This is a genomic window from Prevotella sp. P5-50 (assembly GCF_002251295.1).
Taxonomy (GTDB): domain Bacteria; phylum Bacteroidota; class Bacteroidia; order Bacteroidales; family Bacteroidaceae; genus Prevotella.
This window is the reverse complement of the sequence record NZ_NPJA01000011.1, coordinates 43161-58726: the sequence shown is the minus strand read 5'-3', so window position 1 is coordinate 58726 and position 15566 is coordinate 43161. Positions and strand designations below refer to the sequence as shown.

Here is a 15566-nt window from a genome sequence, read left to right as displayed (position 1 = left end):
AGCGTGAGTACCTTAGCATCTCTGGATGCAGAGATACACTAATTTTGCAAGAGATACAAGAAGATAGTCCAAAAAACATGTCATAGGCATCGTCCTCAGCTGGCATCAAAGTCTATCAGCTCCTTGCATGGAATGAGAAATGGATATGAATAGGTTTTGAATGGTATTTCTTTGGATATTCCCGAAAAAACAATTACCTTTGCAAGGATTTTTTAATTCTCATCCATTACATTTTTATATGGGACAAGACATCAGTAATCTCTATCAACTCGACGGACGTGTTCCCGTCGGCAAGGCCGTACCCTTCGGTCTGCAACATGTACTGGCCATGTTTGTCAGCAACATCACCCCTATCATGATTCTGGCAGGTGCTATCGGTATCGATAGTGTCACCAGCAGTATGCTCATTCAAAACTGTATGATTATTGCCGGTATCGGCACGTTGGTACAGCTCTATCCGATATGGCGCATCGGTTCACGGTTGCCTGTCGTCATGGGTATTTCATTCACCTTCTTGTCGCTGGCCATCAGCATCGCTGCCACACAAGGCATGGGTACACTGATGGGGGCCGTAATTATCGGTGGATTGGTAGAAGGCACACTCGGCCTGTTTGCACGCTACTGGATTAAACTGATTCCACCTGTGGTGGCAGCAACGGTAGTAACTGCTATTGGATTCTCGTTGCTTCCCATTGGTGCCAACTCGTTTGCCGGAGGACAAGGAGCTGCCGACTTTGGCAGTATCAACAACTGGATTGTGGGCAGCATCACCCTACTCACATGTCTGCTCTGTCAGGTGTTTGCAAAAGGTTTTCTTCGTTCACTATCTGTTTTGGTAGGTCTTGTGGCAGGTTACATCCTTGCCTTGTGCATGGGCATGGTCGATTTCAGTGGCATCGGTAGTCGTCCTATCCTGTCATTGCCCCATCTGTTGCCTTTCACCCCAACCTTCAATATCGGAGCCATTCTGTCTATCGTTGCCGTCTATCTGGTATCTGCCACCGAGACTATTGGTGACACGAGTGCGCTCTGCAATAGTGCTTTGAAACGCGACCCCAACGAGCGTGAGATGGGAGCCGCTGTCAGTTGCGACGGTTTCGTCAGTTCGGTATCGGGACTGTTTGGCTGTACCCCTATCACCTCTTTCTCACAGAATGTAGGATTGGTTGCCATGTCGGGCATTGTCAACCGTTTTACCATCGCCACGGGTGCCCTCATCATGATTCTGGGTGGAATATTCCCCATGATAGGTTATGCACTAACCACGATTCCACAATGTGTTTTGGGCGGTTGCACGCTGATGATGTTTGGCAGCATCCTCTATGCTGGCTTCGGCATGATGGGCCGTTGCGGTTCATCTCATCGCAACATGGTCATTGTCAGTCTGTCGCTAAGCGTCGGACTTGGCTTCACCCAAGCCACAGAGATGTTCAACATCTTCCCTGAGATTGTCCGCACCGTATTCGCCAACAACTGTGTGGCAGTGGTGTTCCTATTGGCAGTCATCCTCAATCTCGTATTGCCTAAAGACAAAGCCGAGGCTTAAACACCCTATATTCTATGCGATTTTCCCCATCCACATGACCGCTTATTGATCATGATGGATGGGGATTTTTTCTCGAATCGGGTGTTAGGATTTAGGAGGAACCTGAGTGTTCTGTTCAGGAAGATGAGCTGTTTGATGTCAAGCGCGCACCACATCTACCACATGACTGCCTGCACCGATGAGATCTGCACGCTCGGAAATACTCTTCTGATAGGCTATGAAATGGGCAAAGGTCTCATCACTCATACGATTGAGTCGTGTACGCATATAATCAGAGGCACCATCAGGCGAGAATATCGTCACTCGTTCCAATCCTGCATTTTCGTCCAATCGATTAATATCCTCCAAACGCACATAGTCATACAGTTCGTCTGCCTGTGCTTGAATGTGGAAATTCTGATCCACTACTCCTCTATCCAATAACCCTCCTATTCTGTCTTCGTCAAAACAATACGACAGAATGCTATATTCGTTCATCAGATAGGCAACAAAGATCAGACCTCCTGGCTTGGTCACGCGCTTGGCTTCATTTAATGCTTTCAATTTCTCATCATCACCAATAAGATGATAGAGCGGACCAAGCAGAAGCGTGACATCTGCCGATGCTGTAGGCACAAACGGCATGTGGCGTGCATCGCCCTGCACAACATCGGCTGTTGGTTCCCGTTTCAAAAACACATCAATATTGCGACGCACCAATTCCACAGCTTTCACCTCATAGCCTTCTGCCATGAGTGCCGAGGTGTAGCGCCCTGTACCTGCACCAATATCAAGCAAACGATAACCGGGTTTAAGAAATCTGCGCAGATGGTACATGGTGGTTTCAAACTCAACAATACCGTGTCTGCGCAGTAAGCGCAAGTCTTCGGGATGTTTGTTATAATGTTTCTCTATATTGGATAATGCCATAATGCTGTTCTATTACGCTTGTCGAATGAAAGCGCAAAATTATGGGATTATTTTGAGACAGCCAACTATTTACGTGTATTTCTTTCCCTGTACTTGCAATTTCTATAACATGACGAGAAAGATCAAGCCAAGACGTCCCATCTGTAATATTCCATTTATAGAATCGACAGATGGGACTATCTTGAACCAGAATCGGTCAGAAAGCTATGGTAAGTAGCGCATGTCAGCTCACCCGTTTCTTGCGTTCGCAATAGCGTTCACACTGTGCACAGATGTCGTAGCCTAACATGGCTCCTAAGAAAAATCCTCTTCTGGAGAAAGATGACACAACGGTTTTGTGACCATCATACGGATAGCATCCAGACATTCACGTTTGCCAAAGAAGAGATTGAGGCGGTCGTTGCCGATGGGCTGGATGATATAATCAATATCCTCGCGCTTCAGCTTCGACACGGCAAAAGTTTCATACTTTTTGTTGAAGGTGAACAACACCATACGGCGCACACCTTTTTTATACTCATAAATATGGTTCATCAGAACCTTCAGATCTATTGGCATGGTGACTGACTGCATTGTGACTGGAGTTTTGGCCAAATCGCTTATAGGATTTGGAGATTGTTATTGACTATAAAAATGGTTTAATGGCTTCGAGCCATGTATCGATGCGAGTTTCTGTTTTGTCGCTTTCGTTAATATCGTCAAGGGCAAGTCCTAAGAACTTTCCATTCTCTACCGCTTCGCTATTGGAGAAAGAATAATCATCGGTTGGAACTCCTTCGAGCAACGTTGCACCTGCAGCTTTCACTACGTCGGCAATTTCTTTCATACCGCTACAGAACGTATCTGAATAAGAATCGCTGTCTCCACAACCAAACAGGGCAACGGTTTTTCCGGTTAAGTCGGCGCTCTTGAGCGTTTCTACACCAGAATACCAGTCATCCCGCATTTCGCCCACTCCCCATGTGGAAGTACCGAGAATGAGGTTATCGTTGGCTACTACGATATCTGAACTGATATTGGCAACATCTAATGCACCCACGCCGAGCTTGGCGGCTATGGTTTCGGCAATTCCCTGGCATGTACCTGTGGAAGAACCATAAATAACAATTGTCGGTTTCATCTTTTCTGATTTACTATTGCTTGTTGTTGAATCTTGATTGATGCTGCGGGGATCAATCTTCATGAGACAGACACACCCGCAAGAAACGTTTCTTGTTTGCGGTTGCAAAGTTAGAGGTTTTGCGCTTATAGTGCAATACCTAAAAATTGTGATTCTATTTATTTGGCTTAACGAAAGCGTGAGATTTCTGCTATCAATCATCATAATACACGCCACAACGAACTTATACAACAGACAATATCACTTCATTTCCTGGATGAGCAAAAAATCTCCTTTTCTTCGTATTTCGCTCGTTTAATCGTACCTCTGCATCACGGATGCGAAGGTACTCACGCTCGGAAAAACTCAAATATAATTTGGTTTTTCGCCTGCTTAATCGTATCTCTGCATCACGGATGCAAAGGTACTCACGCTCGGAAAAACTCAAATATAATTTGGTTTTTCGCTCGCTTAATCGTACCTCTGCATCACGGATGCGAAGGTACTCACGCTCGGAAAAACTCAAATATAATTTGGTTTTTCGCTCGCTTAATCGTACCTTTGTATTTTGACAAAGACAAAAACGACAAAATGCCAGAAAATACCCGACATAAGATATGAACGTATTTACAAAAATCATAGCCAACGCCCTTGCTTTGCCTGAGCAAGGCGTGGACAATACTATACAACTGCTTGAAGAAAACTGTACCGTTCCTTTCATCAGCCGATACAGAAAGGAACGTACTGGCAACATGGATGAAGTGCAGGTGGCAGATATTGCACTCATGCGCGAAAAACTACAAGATGTGGCAAAACGCAAAGAAACTATCGTGACGACAATAGAGGAGCAAGGAAAAATGACTGATGCGCTACGAAAACGTATTGAGGATTGTTGGAACATATCGGAACTGGAGGACATTTATCTGCCCTACAAGCCTAAACGTCGCACAAAAGCTGACATCGCACGTGCACAAGGATTAGAACCGCTCGCCAATACCATCATGCTACAACGGGATCCTAACCCGCAGATGACAGCACAGAAATACGTCAAGGGTGATGTGCAGTCTGCCGACGAGGCATTAGAAGGCGCCAAATTTATTATTGCCGAAACGATAAACGAAAACGAGAAGGTGCGCAAAGAGATACGCAACGTATTTCGCCATAACGCAGTCATCACATCGAAGGTTGTGAAGACCAAAGCAGAAGACGAAGGTGCACAGAAATACAGCGACTACTTCGATTTCTCTGAACCTCTGAAGCGTTGTTCCTCACACCGACTTCTCGCCATGCGTCGCGGAGAGAAGGAGGGATTTCTGCGTATCAGTATTTCCGCTGATGACGATGAATGTAAGAACAGAATCCGCAGAATATATGTACAAGGACGAGGCTATTGCAGTCATTTGGTCGGCGAAGCGGCTGACGATGCCTTCAAACGCCTGCTAAAACCATCAATAGAGACAGAATATGCCCTATCAAGCAAACAAGCTGCCGACAACGAAGCTATCAAAGTTTTTGCCGAAAATCTGCGTCAACTTCTCTTGGCTGCACCATTAGGACAAAAACGCGTGATGGGCGTAGATCCCGGATTCCGTACCGGATGCAAAGTTGTCTGCCTCGATGCCCAAGGCACATTACTCCACTTTGAAGCCATCTATCCCCATGCTCCTAAAAACGACCGTCAAGGGGCTGCTCGTCAAGTACTTGACATGGTGAAGAAATACAAGATAGAGGCTATTGCCGTGGGCAACGGTACTGCAAGTCGTGAGACTTCCACATTCTTGAAAGAGATTGGACTTGATACAGATACCAATATCTTTGTAGTGAGTGAAGATGGAGCATCGGTCTATTCGGCATCAGAAGCGGCACGCGAGGAATTCCCCAACGAGGACGTTACCGTGCGCGGAGCCGTATCGATAGGCCGACGACTGATGGATCCGCTTGCCGAACTTGTGAAGATTGACCCCAAAAGTATTGGCGTGGGACAATATCAGCACGATGTGGATCAAGGAGAACTGAAAAAGAGTCTTGATATGGTGGTGGAATCATGCGTTAATACCGTTGGAGTAAACCTCAACACGGCAAGTCGTCACCTCTTAATGTATGTCAGCGGTCTCAATGCCACAACCGCCAAAAATATCGTGGAATATCGTGAAAAGAACGGGGCCTTCAAATCGCGTGCAGAACTCAAGAAAGTTCCACGCCTCGGTCCTGTAGCCTTCGTGCAATGTGCTGGTTTCCTACGCATCCCTGGAGCTAAAAACCCACTCGACAATAGCGCCGTTCATCCCGAAAGCTACGATATTGTGAAAGCAATGGCAAAGGACAAGGGATGTACTGTGGAACAACTTATTGACAACAAAGAACTACAAAAATCAGTTGACCTCAAGAACTACGTTTCCGACACGACCGGTATGCCCACCCTTACCGACATCATGGCAGAACTTCAACGGCCTGGTCGCGACCCACGTGCAGCCGTAGAAGTATTCGAATTTGACTCACGCGTACATGAGATTAATGACCTGCAAGTGGGAATGCTCTTGCCAGGAATAGTGACCAATATCACCAATTTCGGAGCATTTGTAGATATTGGTGTTCATCATGACGGACTGGTACACATCTCACAACTGGCAGACAGATTTGTGAAAGACCCGAATGATGTGGTGAAACTACACCAACATGTAACAGTAAGAGTGACTGAGGTTGATATAAAACGCCAACGCATATCGTTGTCGATGAGAGGTTTATAAACATTTAAAATAACTATGAAAATTACAGTATTCTGCTCTGCCAACGAGCATATAGACCCCGATTTCTTCAGCATGACAGAAGAGTTGGGAAAATGGATGGTAGCCAACCATCACGACCTCATCTTTGGAGGCACCAACCAAGGACTGATGAACTGCATCGCTAAAGCCGTACACGATGGAGGTGGACGGGTCATCGGCGTTGTACCATCACTTGTAGAAAAAGGTGGACGAACATCCGACTATATCGATGTACATATCCCCACAGATAACCTTGCCGACCGCAAGAGTCTGATGATTGACCAATGTGACGTGGTGGTTGCTCTTCCTGGAGGTGTTGGCTCGCTTGACGAAATCTTCTGTGTAGCAGCTTCAAAATGTATCGGATACCATGCTAAGAAAGTCATCCTTTATAATATGAAAGGATTTTGGAACGCACTCATCGCACTCATGGATGACCTCGACCAAAAAGGAATGATTCGCGGAAACTGGCACAATATGATTGAAGTGGCAGACAATTTCGAACAACTCAAACAATTGCTGAACGCAATAAACGACTGATAACACATGAAATCAATAGGTAGCATCATCAAAGGAAAACCTACCATGACGGAAAGAACAGTCTATTCCATGCTGATGATATGTGGCATTTCCCACTTTCTCAACGATATGATCCAGTCAATCATCCCGTCCATCTATCCTATCATCAAAGACAAATTTGACTTCTCCTTCGCACAGATAGGCATCATCACCTTGGTCTTCCAAATGACTTCGTCCATCCTACAACCTTTTACTGGCTATTATGCCGACAAGCACCCACGCCCCTACGCCCTGTCGATTGGCATGTGCTTCACATTAACAGGGTTGCTGTTGCTGGCATTTGCAGAAAACTATCTTTTAATCCTTCTGGCAGTAAGCGTGGTAGGCTTTGGCTCATCCATATTCCACCCTACTGCATCACGCGTGGCACAGATGGCTTCAGGCGGCAAGAAAAGTTTGGCACAAGCCATCTTTCAGGTAGGAGGAAACGGCGGTTCTGCCATGGGGCCACTCTTAGCCGCCATCATCATCCTGCCTTTTGGTCAACATGCGATTGCCTATTTTGCTATTGCAGCACTAATTGCCGCTATCATCATGATAAGGCTTGGAGCATGGTTTAAAGCGCGACTCGTCTATGCTGTGAAGCATCCGCAAAAGGATACGGGACTGAATACCGACATCTCCAAAAGGGCGAAATACGGAGCACTAACCATCTTGATTCTGCTCGTATTCTCAAAATATTTCTATACTTCCTGTATCACAAGTTACTTCACGTTTTTCCTGATCCACAAGTTCGGCGTCAGCGTACAAACATCACAAATCTGCCTATTCGTTTTCCTGACCGCTTTTGCCATTGGCACATTGGCAGGAGGAATGTTTGGAGACAGATTCGGAAGGAAATACGTGATATGGTTCTCCATCCTCGGTGCAGCACCATTCGCATTAGCCATGCCATTCGCCAATTTCACTTGGACGATAATCTGCGCTTTCCTTTCTGGATTAGTTATTGCATCGGCATTCTCCTCGATTGTGGTTTACGCCACAGATCTGATGCCCGACAAGGTGGGATTGATTGCCGGTATCTTCTTCGGACTGATGTTTGGATTGGGTGGTCTCGGATCTGCCTTCTTTGGATGGTTGGCAGACAAAACAAGCATCGAATTCATTTTCCAGGCAAGTGCCTTCCTACCATTATTGGGCATTATCGCAGGTTTTCTGCCAAACACCCAAAAGATGGGAGGGCATTAGGCCGAAACACGAGAACCACGACTCACCACATGACGACTATCAACAAACTGTCGATTGGTAGTTTATCTGTTCCCGAAGCCATCCCGAACTCATCCCGAACCTTTTTCGATTGGATCCCAGTTGAAAAAGGTTCGTTCTCGATTATTCTTCAAAAGACAAAGCGAAGGATGAACGAGTTTCTTGAATTCATCAGAGTCATCTCGGACTAAGACGACAAAGAAACAAACATCAAGAATGGGTACATATAAGGGGAAAGGCGATAGTACCCGATGCTCTCCAAATACCGAACCGCTTTGGCTTCATCGGAAATGACAAGTCCACGACTTTCCAACAGAGCCACCAAGTCTGCCTCTGCCATATAATATTTCGTGAAGTGCAGTAATCTTTCCATTAGCGTATTTTGAGAGTGAACGTATATAAACAAAGGCAATGAATTGTGCCTGAGCCACTTGCGTTCTACATGATGGATAAGGCATACGTCGATTTCCTTGCCTTGTATCGCTTTCATAAAGCTGGCGCTTATTGGATTAGCCGCCCCAAAGACAATATGAGGTACGAGGTCACAGACCATCGCCATGACTTTGAGGCAAGCACAGGAATCTGCGGTGACTTTACCATAAAGCTGACTACCCACAAGTCGAAGAAACTCTACCCAGAGCCTATCCGAATGGTTACTTGCCATGACTCGGAAACCGACAATGACGTGGAGTTTATCACCAACAACTTTGAGATAAGTGCCCTTGAGGTTGCCAATCTCTACCGCTACAGGTGGGATATCGAGGTTTTCTTCAAGTGGATAAAACAGAACAGCGTAGTGAAGACCTTGTGGGGATACTCAGAGAATGCAGTACGTACTCACCTATGGGTGGCCATCATTGCATATCTGATAGTCGCCAAAATCAAAGCCGACTGTAAAAGTCCATATTCAATCACTGAAGTAGCTACGTTGATAAGAATCTCAGCTCTCGAAAAAATTGATTTGAGAGACCTCATCACTAAGCCAAAGGACTCAATCATTCAAAACCAAAATGTCAAAGAACTCACTTTATTTGATGAATTTTAATAGCAGTGCGAATTAATCGCATCAGTACTAATTAAGAATTAAGAATGATAAAAGTGACTTTTCACGGCTGAAAAGTCACTTTTTTCCATTTTGAACGGTGTTTTTCCGTTTTGTCTTTTCTGTTTCCCTTTTTTTCATTAATTTTGCAGCAGAATTTTGTAAATAACTAAAAAAATAAATTAGGAATGAAGAAAATGGTTCTTTCTGTGATATGGCTTGCGATAGCGGGAGTATTCACAACCATGACAATGTCGGCTTGCTCCGACGACGACGAGAACAACAGCACTAATGGTGGTGGCATTACCATCGAAGGTGTTGACCAGGCGGAGTATTTCCGCAAGAACCTTGGAATCTTTGCCGAAAACGACAGCATCCTCCTTCCAACGCGAATGACTGTCTTGGACGCGCTCACTCCTACCGTCTATAGCTTCTTTGTAGAAGATATGGAGGAGGCAGAGAGGTTGTTCCTTGCTTGGATTCCCGACAAGGCTCTCGATGGCGTGAGCCGCAACGGCAGCACCATAGTCTATGCTCCCCGCGACGCACAGGGAGCGTCACAGGGTACCATCACTTTCCGCGCTGCCCTGCCAACGGAAACGGCTACGCTTGCCGTGGTTGAGTTCAACGGAGTGAACAAGATGAAAGGCATCGACAAGATAAAGTTCCAGCCTGAGTCGGCGATGCCAGACAATTCTTACGCTTATCCCTTGCCTCTGGGTTTAGGTGCTATAGAAAATGGCAATTGGTTTTATCAATATGTGCCAAAAGAAGAGATTTTTACATGGCATGATGATAAGGAAAAAGTGACTTATTACTATACTTACCCCTTAAAAGTACGCTTAAATAAAGTATATAATTATAAAGAAGTTTGGTATTCTCCGTTTTGTTATGTTTGTTTTAGAATTGCAATGGATAATGACCCAAAGTTTAAAGCAGAAGTAATAAAAAGGCTTAGTAAACCTCGAATTGAAGTATTCGTGGGAGGGGGGCCTATATCGTACCCCGGAGGCATACGTACCACTTTCTACTCTTATCTCTGCGGGAGAGATGAATTGGTTTGGGGCAGATTGATTAATAATTTACCTCCATCTGGTGACTATTGGCTTATACGTTGCTATGCTGTTAAGGATGGTGAAACAGTTAGTATTCCACTGATGAATTAACGTGAACTTGATGAAATATATCTTACCAGGGTCATAGGGACAGTACGTAGGTTCGTTATTTGTCGCGAATCAGTGGTACCTGTCCCTATGACCCTAGGCACTATTTTATAGACAACTTGAAATAATGACATTTTAGTATAATCACAAATGAATGGTATCATAACGAGGAATGTTATCCGTGTAGTTTTTATAGTAGCCATCCTTTTTTCTATTGTAGGGTGTTCGGATAACGATGAAAACAACACTACACCCTCATTGACTTCCACTAATGTGGTGGAGGTCGTTTTCTCGCCATCCGGCTTCGGTGACTTGGGCTATAACGACATCATACTCACGGGACTTGAGGAGTCGCGCAAGCGGCTGGGCTTCGACGTCATGATGCATGTGCCCGCATCGGTGGAGGACGGTATCGCCATCTACAACAAATGGGCGCAGAAGACCGCCAAGGACGAGAGACGGCTGTTCATCTTCGCCAGCAACCAGTATGAGAGTGCCTTGCGTAACTCCTCGGTGCGCCCTTCGGACGCCAACAGCTCAGTGCTGCTCTACGAGACCCACGAACCCATCGACGGTGTATATACCTTCCGCATAGGCATGTATGGCGCGGCATATCTCATCGGTGCATACACAGCCCTAACCAATAAGGATGAATCTGACTACAAGGCAGCCGTGCTTGCCGCCAATCCCTTCGACCGTAATGTTGACGGAGCCGCACAGGGATTCCGCGACGGGTTCATTGAGGCAGGAGGTGCGGATGCCACCATATCTTATATCTCCGACAGGGACGGCGACGGCTACAACATGCCCAATGAAGCATACGCCCTCTGCAACCGCCTATACGAATCAGGCCACACCTTCTTCTTCCCCGTGGCAGGCGGCAGCAACAAGGCTGTATATCAGTTCTCGCGCAACCAAGGTGTCTATACTGCGGGTATCGACGGTGACATGTCTGCCTATTCGGGCCTGATGAACTGTTCGCTCGTCAAGAACATCGGCAGTGCCACCAACGACTTCATCGCCCTGTGGCTTGATAAGAAGGAAATACCCCAACACCAGGATTTCCTCTGGGATTCGGGTTATGTCAACGTCATCTATTGTCACGACTGGAAGGAAACTGACGCACAAGGCATAGAAACATTCAAGAACAATATCTTAGGAAAGGAGACAAAGTATGAAAAGAGCAAGTAACTTCTTTAACTCCCAATTAATAATAATCTTCCTCCTCCTCTCCTCCTGCTCCGACGACAACAACATCGCCACCGACAGTCCTGAGGTCATCTCTAACCGCGAGGTGAAAATAGCCGTGGTGCTCAAGAAGGGCGACCGCCAGGAGCGCGTGCAGCGCATACTCGACATGGCACGCGAGAACATCACAATGGCAAGGGGTGGGGTAGTGCCATCCTACGAATACTACGACGAGGACACCACTGCCCTCGCTTCCTTGGCCGTGGAACTCGCTTCGCGCCAGGATATAGCAGCCGTGGTGGGTTGCTATGACGACCAGCACACCAAGACGCTCGCCTACGAGTGCGCCAAGACCGACAAGACCATGTTCACCTTCAACACCTCGCAGGAGTTAGCGCGCATCTTCGGTCAACACGGCAACTACTGGGGACTCTCCGAGAGTGACATCACGCAGTGCGAGATACTGCTCTCGCTCATGGCTGATGGAGGGGTTCAATTTGATGTAGCCCTGCTTGCCTGCGACAACGACTACGGACAGACCTTCGTGGATTGGTTTGCCTTCCAGGCAGCCGAGATGGGACTTAATCCCGTGGGCCTTGCCACATATAAGGACAAGTCGGAAATCCCCGATGCCTATCTCAAGGCGTGCGCCAATAATCCTACCTTGACATTATGCGTGCCAAACAATGCCGAGGAGGCTTCCATCATGTACGAATGTACCAAGATGGACAACTTCTCCCATTTCTCTGTACCTTTCTTCACCGACCGTGCCTACGAACCCGCCATGCTGAAGAACGAGGGACTTGTGGGACTCAACCTTGTGGCTGACCCCGCTTCGGGCTTTGGCGTGGTGTATAAATCTCGCTTCGGCGAGGCTCCCATCCATGGCGATGCCGAGCTGTATGATGCCATCATGCTCACCTGTCTTGCAAGCCGTTATGACGAAGTGCATAATCTCGACAACCTCAACTATGCCGTCGGCACCCTGCTCTACTACCACTCCGACAGTCAGGGCGGATGGATGTCGGGCAACATGAAGCAGGCTTTCGAGACGATTGCCGAGGGCGGTGTACCCGAGGTGAGCGGTGCCGTGGGCAAGCTCGATTTCGATCCCAAGAACTACACGCTCATCACCCATTCCACCTACGACTTCTGGATGGTGTATGAGGGACAGTTCCTCTCGCTCAACTATATGAAGCGTTCCGAGGGCGAGCACTCCTCGTCTCCCATAGTCAGCTGGGAATGGAACAAGACCTACCAGCAGCAGTTCGACGAGCACATGTCCGACATTGGCTATCCTGCCCTCACGGGCAACAAGGCGGTCATCATTGCCGGTTCGGGCGGTTGGGAGAACTACCGTTTCCAGGCCGATGCGCTCGAATACTACCAGATGCTCCGCAATTCGGGCTATAGCGACGACGACATCATACTCATCATGGCTGACGACCTCGCGCAGAACGCCAACAATCCCGAGAAGGGAGTGGTGCGCCGCTCGGTGGATGGAGACAACCTGTATAAGAACGTTGTCGTTGACTACCGCCTTGAGGACATCACCTACAACGACCTTGCCGTCATCTTCTCGGGCAAGCCCGACGTTGCCCATCCCGAAGTGCTCGACAGTGGCGCAGGCGACAACGTGCTCTTCTTCTGGAGTAGTCACGGCATGCCGGCAGGACTTGCCCTTGGCGACATCGACCTAGTGTCGGGTAAGCAGATGGCGCGCATACTACAGAAGATGAGCGACGAGCAGCGGTTCCGCAAGATGATGTGGATAGTTGAGGCATGCTTTTCAGGCGGAGTGGCAAAGGAGTGCGAGGGCATTCCCGGACTGCTCGTGATGACGGCAGCCAATGCCAACGAGTCGTCGAAGGCCGACCTGTGGTATGCCCCCTATAATGTCTATCTTACCAACCGCTTCACATCGTCCATCATCTCCCGTCTGTATTCCGACCCTGCGACATCTCTCCGCGACCTCTACAACGTGGCGTTCACAGGAACTCTCGGTTCGCACGTCACGATATACAATGCCGACAACTACGGAAACCTCTATCAGAACACAATGAGGGAATTCTTGGGGAAGTAGGAATTAGGGATTAGGTCACTTTTAACTTTATTGACCAACGACTTTCAATGGTATTTCGGCGGCAAAGTTACGAAAAAACATTGAAAGTCGTTGGTCAATAAAGCATCACTTCCGATAGTACTAATAACTCATTCCACTTTTATAATCTACTATATAGCCTTGGCACACCCAATACTGTTCTGACTCATCAAGAGATTCAAAAGCTTCATCTACAGGAGGATCACATTCAGAAATCATTATATCTTTATAAGTTTTATTAATGTAGATTTCGGCTGTTTGAATCATGATTTCGTCTCCCCCAAAGTACTTGCCAGCTTCGATAATAATCTTATGGTCACCCGGGTTGAAATTATCACATACATGATCATTAAATTTTGTACTGAGACTCGTCATGATACAGAAACTCTCGAAAGCATAGTTCGTATAGAAGGTTTTATCACCCATTTTCTCAATAAGTTCCTTTCCTGTAATTAACTTTGGAAGGGCAGCGCTATAATATAGTCTTGTTCCATAAGGATAATCAAAAAAGTCACCTTTCTGTACTTTACCCCAAAACCAATTACCAGATTTAACTTCTTCAAGGGTTAAGTGGTGCGGCACGCCATCGAACACCCCAATATTGTCTGGGTTTGCCGACTCGGGCTGGAACTTTATTTTGTCTATGCCCTTAATCTTGCTTACGTCCTTGAACTCCACTACGGCAAACGTAGCAGTCTCAGATGGCAAGGCTGCACGGAATGTGATAGTGCCTTGCTTTGCACCTTGGGCATCGCGCGGAGTATAGACAATGGTGTTACCGTTGCGGACAACAGCCTTGCGAGCCTCTTGTGGAATCCAAGTGAGGAACAATGTCTCAGCTTCCTTCTCGTCTTCCACAAAATAGCTATACACCGTGGGGGTAAGCTTGTCAATGGCTTTCATTCTGAATGGGCTGCCAAGGATGTCATTCTTGGTAAACGCACCAAGAAACTGACGGAAATACTCAACCTGGTCAACACCGTTAATTGTAATACCGTCACCATTATCTTTCTTGTTGTCATCATCGTCAGAACATGCCGACAATGTCGTAATGGTGCATACGCCTACTATCGCAAGCATAATAACTGAAAAAATAGTCTTCTTCATACTCAAAATTATTAATTAATTCAATATTTCGGCTGTAAAGTTACGAAAAAACATTGGAAGTCGTAGGTCAATAAAGCAAAAATTTTGGTCAATAAAGATAAAAGTGACTTTTTCGCAGCACTTTTAACTTTATTGACCGATGGTTTTCTTTATTGATTAGGTGGTTTGCCCGATGTTTTGTAACTTTGCAGCGATATTTTGAATAATTCACTGAACTTTCGCTTTAATTATTAATTATTTTAATTCCATTCTTAATGACAAGCCCTTTCTCTCTATTCTGCTCTACACCTCTAAGGTCATAGATGCGCTCACTGTCTTTTGTATCTACTATAGCAGATTTCAGAGATGTCGGGGTGGCGATGTTCTTGAATTCCTTCCACAGAGAAAAATAACCTTATACATGCGGCTGAATTAGCAATTAATCTTTGTCATCCGTGTGATCCAAACAATCAGGGAAATACTAACGCTATCATCAAGAAATGGAAATCAGTGGAATCAGTAATTCCTATGACTACTTGTCATAATGTAAAGTTGTAGGACGCGTAATACGATGTCGATGTAAACATATTATTCTTATATTTGCTAAAATGATGGGGATGGGGGCTTTTGGGTGGTTTTGGGTGATGGTTTCATTTTATGGCGCCTTTTCTTGCCAAATCAGAGCTCAAGTGCACTTAACTCTGCTCTCTGGCTTTACCAAAACGTGGTGTTAGGCCTACTATTGAGGCCGTGAAGGGTTGTGTTTAGGTGCTTGTAAGTGGATGTTTAGGACGAGTAGAGTGTGTCTTTGGCGGTTGTTGGGCAGTATGGTAGTGAGGTGTTTTTAGAGCCTGTGAGGGACTTTTGATGTGGGAGGGTGGA

At 46.4% G+C, this 15566-nt stretch carries 12 protein-coding genes and 1 pseudogene; 8 read left to right on the top strand and 5 right to left on the bottom strand.

The window, feature by feature from the left end:
• Positions 1-238 precede the first annotated feature (238 nt).
• On the top strand, positions 239-1546 hold the full coding sequence (locus CIK88_RS01565; protein ID WP_094434070.1) for a nucleobase:cation symporter-2 family protein: 1308 nt from the start codon (positions 239-241) through the stop codon (positions 1544-1546).
• Positions 1547-1684: 138 nt separating this feature from the next.
• Here CIK88_RS01565 and CIK88_RS01560 read toward each other — a convergent pair whose 3' ends face one another.
• The 3 genes and pseudogenes from CIK88_RS01560 to fldA all read right to left on the bottom strand — a co-directional run bounded on the left by CIK88_RS01560 (position 1685) and on the right by fldA (position 3575).
• Positions 1685-2455, bottom strand: a complete 771-nt coding sequence (locus tag CIK88_RS01560; RefSeq protein WP_094434069.1) for a bifunctional 2-polyprenyl-6-hydroxyphenol methylase/3-demethylubiquinol 3-O-methyltransferase UbiG — start codon at positions 2453-2455, stop codon at positions 1685-1687.
• Positions 2456-2678: 223 nt separating this feature from the next.
• Positions 2679-2950, bottom strand: a pseudogene (locus tag CIK88_RS01555) (DUF2023 family protein).
• Positions 2951-3080: 130 nt separating this feature from the next.
• A complete protein-coding gene (gene fldA / locus CIK88_RS01550) occupies positions 3081-3575 on the bottom strand; it encodes a flavodoxin FldA (RefSeq protein ID WP_094434120.1) in 495 nt (164 codons plus the stop codon).
• Positions 3576-4171: 596 nt separating this feature from the next.
• Between fldA and CIK88_RS01545 the strand changes: the two genes are divergently transcribed.
• From CIK88_RS01545 to CIK88_RS01535, 3 genes are read left to right on the top strand one after another with little or no spacing between them, the layout of a single operon-like run.
• A complete protein-coding gene (locus CIK88_RS01545) occupies positions 4172-6301 on the top strand; it encodes a Tex family protein (protein WP_094434068.1) in 2130 nt (709 codons plus the stop codon).
• Positions 6302-6316: 15 nt separating this feature from the next.
• Positions 6317-6859 carry a TIGR00730 family Rossman fold protein gene (locus CIK88_RS01540; RefSeq protein ID WP_094434067.1) on the top strand — a complete coding sequence of 181 codons (543 nt, stop codon included), beginning with the start codon at positions 6317-6319 and terminating at the stop codon, positions 6857-6859.
• Positions 6860-6865: 6 nt separating this feature from the next.
• Complete coding sequence (locus CIK88_RS01535) at positions 6866-8086, top strand: MFS transporter (RefSeq protein ID WP_094434066.1); 1221 nt, start codon at positions 6866-6868, stop codon at positions 8084-8086.
• Positions 8087-8291: 205 nt separating this feature from the next.
• On the opposite strand, the gene CIK88_RS01530 is transcribed toward CIK88_RS01535, so the two are convergent.
• The gene (locus CIK88_RS01530; protein ID WP_094434065.1) at positions 8292-8477 is read right to left on the bottom strand and encodes a hypothetical protein; all 186 of its coding nucleotides are present in this window, start codon (positions 8475-8477) and stop codon (positions 8292-8294) included.
• 69 nt (positions 8478-8546) lie between these two features.
• On the opposite strand from CIK88_RS01530, the gene CIK88_RS01525 reads away from it, so the two are divergent.
• The 4 genes from CIK88_RS01525 to CIK88_RS01510 all read left to right on the top strand — a co-directional run bounded on the left by CIK88_RS01525 (position 8547) and on the right by CIK88_RS01510 (position 13580).
• Positions 8547-9149 carry an IS4 family transposase gene (locus CIK88_RS01525; protein WP_254046823.1) on the top strand — a complete coding sequence of 201 codons (603 nt, stop codon included), beginning with the start codon at positions 8547-8549 and terminating at the stop codon, positions 9147-9149.
• 185 nt (positions 9150-9334) lie between these two features.
• Positions 9335-10312, top strand: a complete 978-nt coding sequence (locus CIK88_RS01520; RefSeq protein WP_094434064.1) for a hypothetical protein — start codon at positions 9335-9337, stop codon at positions 10310-10312.
• A gap of 147 nt (positions 10313-10459) precedes the next feature.
• Positions 10460-11500, top strand: coding sequence for a BMP family ABC transporter substrate-binding protein (locus CIK88_RS01515; RefSeq protein WP_094390382.1), 1041 nt, complete (start codon positions 10460-10462; stop codon positions 11498-11500).
• On the top strand, positions 11484-13580 hold the full coding sequence (locus CIK88_RS01510) for a C13 family peptidase (RefSeq protein WP_094390383.1): 2097 nt from the start codon (positions 11484-11486) through the stop codon (positions 13578-13580). The genes CIK88_RS01515 and CIK88_RS01510 overlap by 17 nt, the downstream gene beginning before the upstream one ends.
• 120 nt (positions 13581-13700) lie before the next feature.
• Here the strand turns inward: CIK88_RS01510 and CIK88_RS01505 are convergent, their stop codons facing one another.
• Positions 13701-14705 carry a hypothetical protein gene (locus tag CIK88_RS01505; protein WP_094434063.1) on the bottom strand — a complete coding sequence of 335 codons (1005 nt, stop codon included), beginning with the start codon at positions 14703-14705 and terminating at the stop codon, positions 13701-13703.
• Positions 14706-15566 lie beyond the last annotated feature (861 nt).

Coding starts and splice junctions, on each gene's coding strand:
- CIK88_RS01565 (WP_094434070.1), top strand. CDS start 239: ATGGGACAAGACATCAGTAATCTCTATCAACTCGACGGACGTGTTCCC.
- CIK88_RS01560 (WP_094434069.1), bottom strand. CDS start 2,455: ATGGCATTATCCAATATAGAGAAACATTATAACAAACATCCCGAAGAC.
- fldA (WP_094434120.1), bottom strand. CDS start 3,575: ATGAAACCGACAATTGTTATTTATGGTTCTTCCACAGGTACATGCCAG.
- CIK88_RS01545 (WP_094434068.1), top strand. CDS start 4,172: ATGAACGTATTTACAAAAATCATAGCCAACGCCCTTGCTTTGCCTGAG.
- CIK88_RS01540 (WP_094434067.1), top strand. CDS start 6,317: ATGAAAATTACAGTATTCTGCTCTGCCAACGAGCATATAGACCCCGAT.
- CIK88_RS01535 (WP_094434066.1), top strand. CDS start 6,866: ATGAAATCAATAGGTAGCATCATCAAAGGAAAACCTACCATGACGGAA.
- CIK88_RS01530 (WP_094434065.1), bottom strand. CDS start 8,477: ATGGAAAGATTACTGCACTTCACGAAATATTATATGGCAGAGGCAGAC.
- CIK88_RS01525 (WP_254046823.1), top strand. CDS start 8,547: ATGATGGATAAGGCATACGTCGATTTCCTTGCCTTGTATCGCTTTCAT.
- CIK88_RS01520 (WP_094434064.1), top strand. CDS start 9,335: ATGAAGAAAATGGTTCTTTCTGTGATATGGCTTGCGATAGCGGGAGTA.
- CIK88_RS01515 (WP_094390382.1), top strand. CDS start 10,460: ATGAATGGTATCATAACGAGGAATGTTATCCGTGTAGTTTTTATAGTA.
- CIK88_RS01510 (WP_094390383.1), top strand. CDS start 11,484: ATGAAAAGAGCAAGTAACTTCTTTAACTCCCAATTAATAATAATCTTC.
- CIK88_RS01505 (WP_094434063.1), bottom strand. CDS start 14,705: ATGAAGAAGACTATTTTTTCAGTTATTATGCTTGCGATAGTAGGCGTA.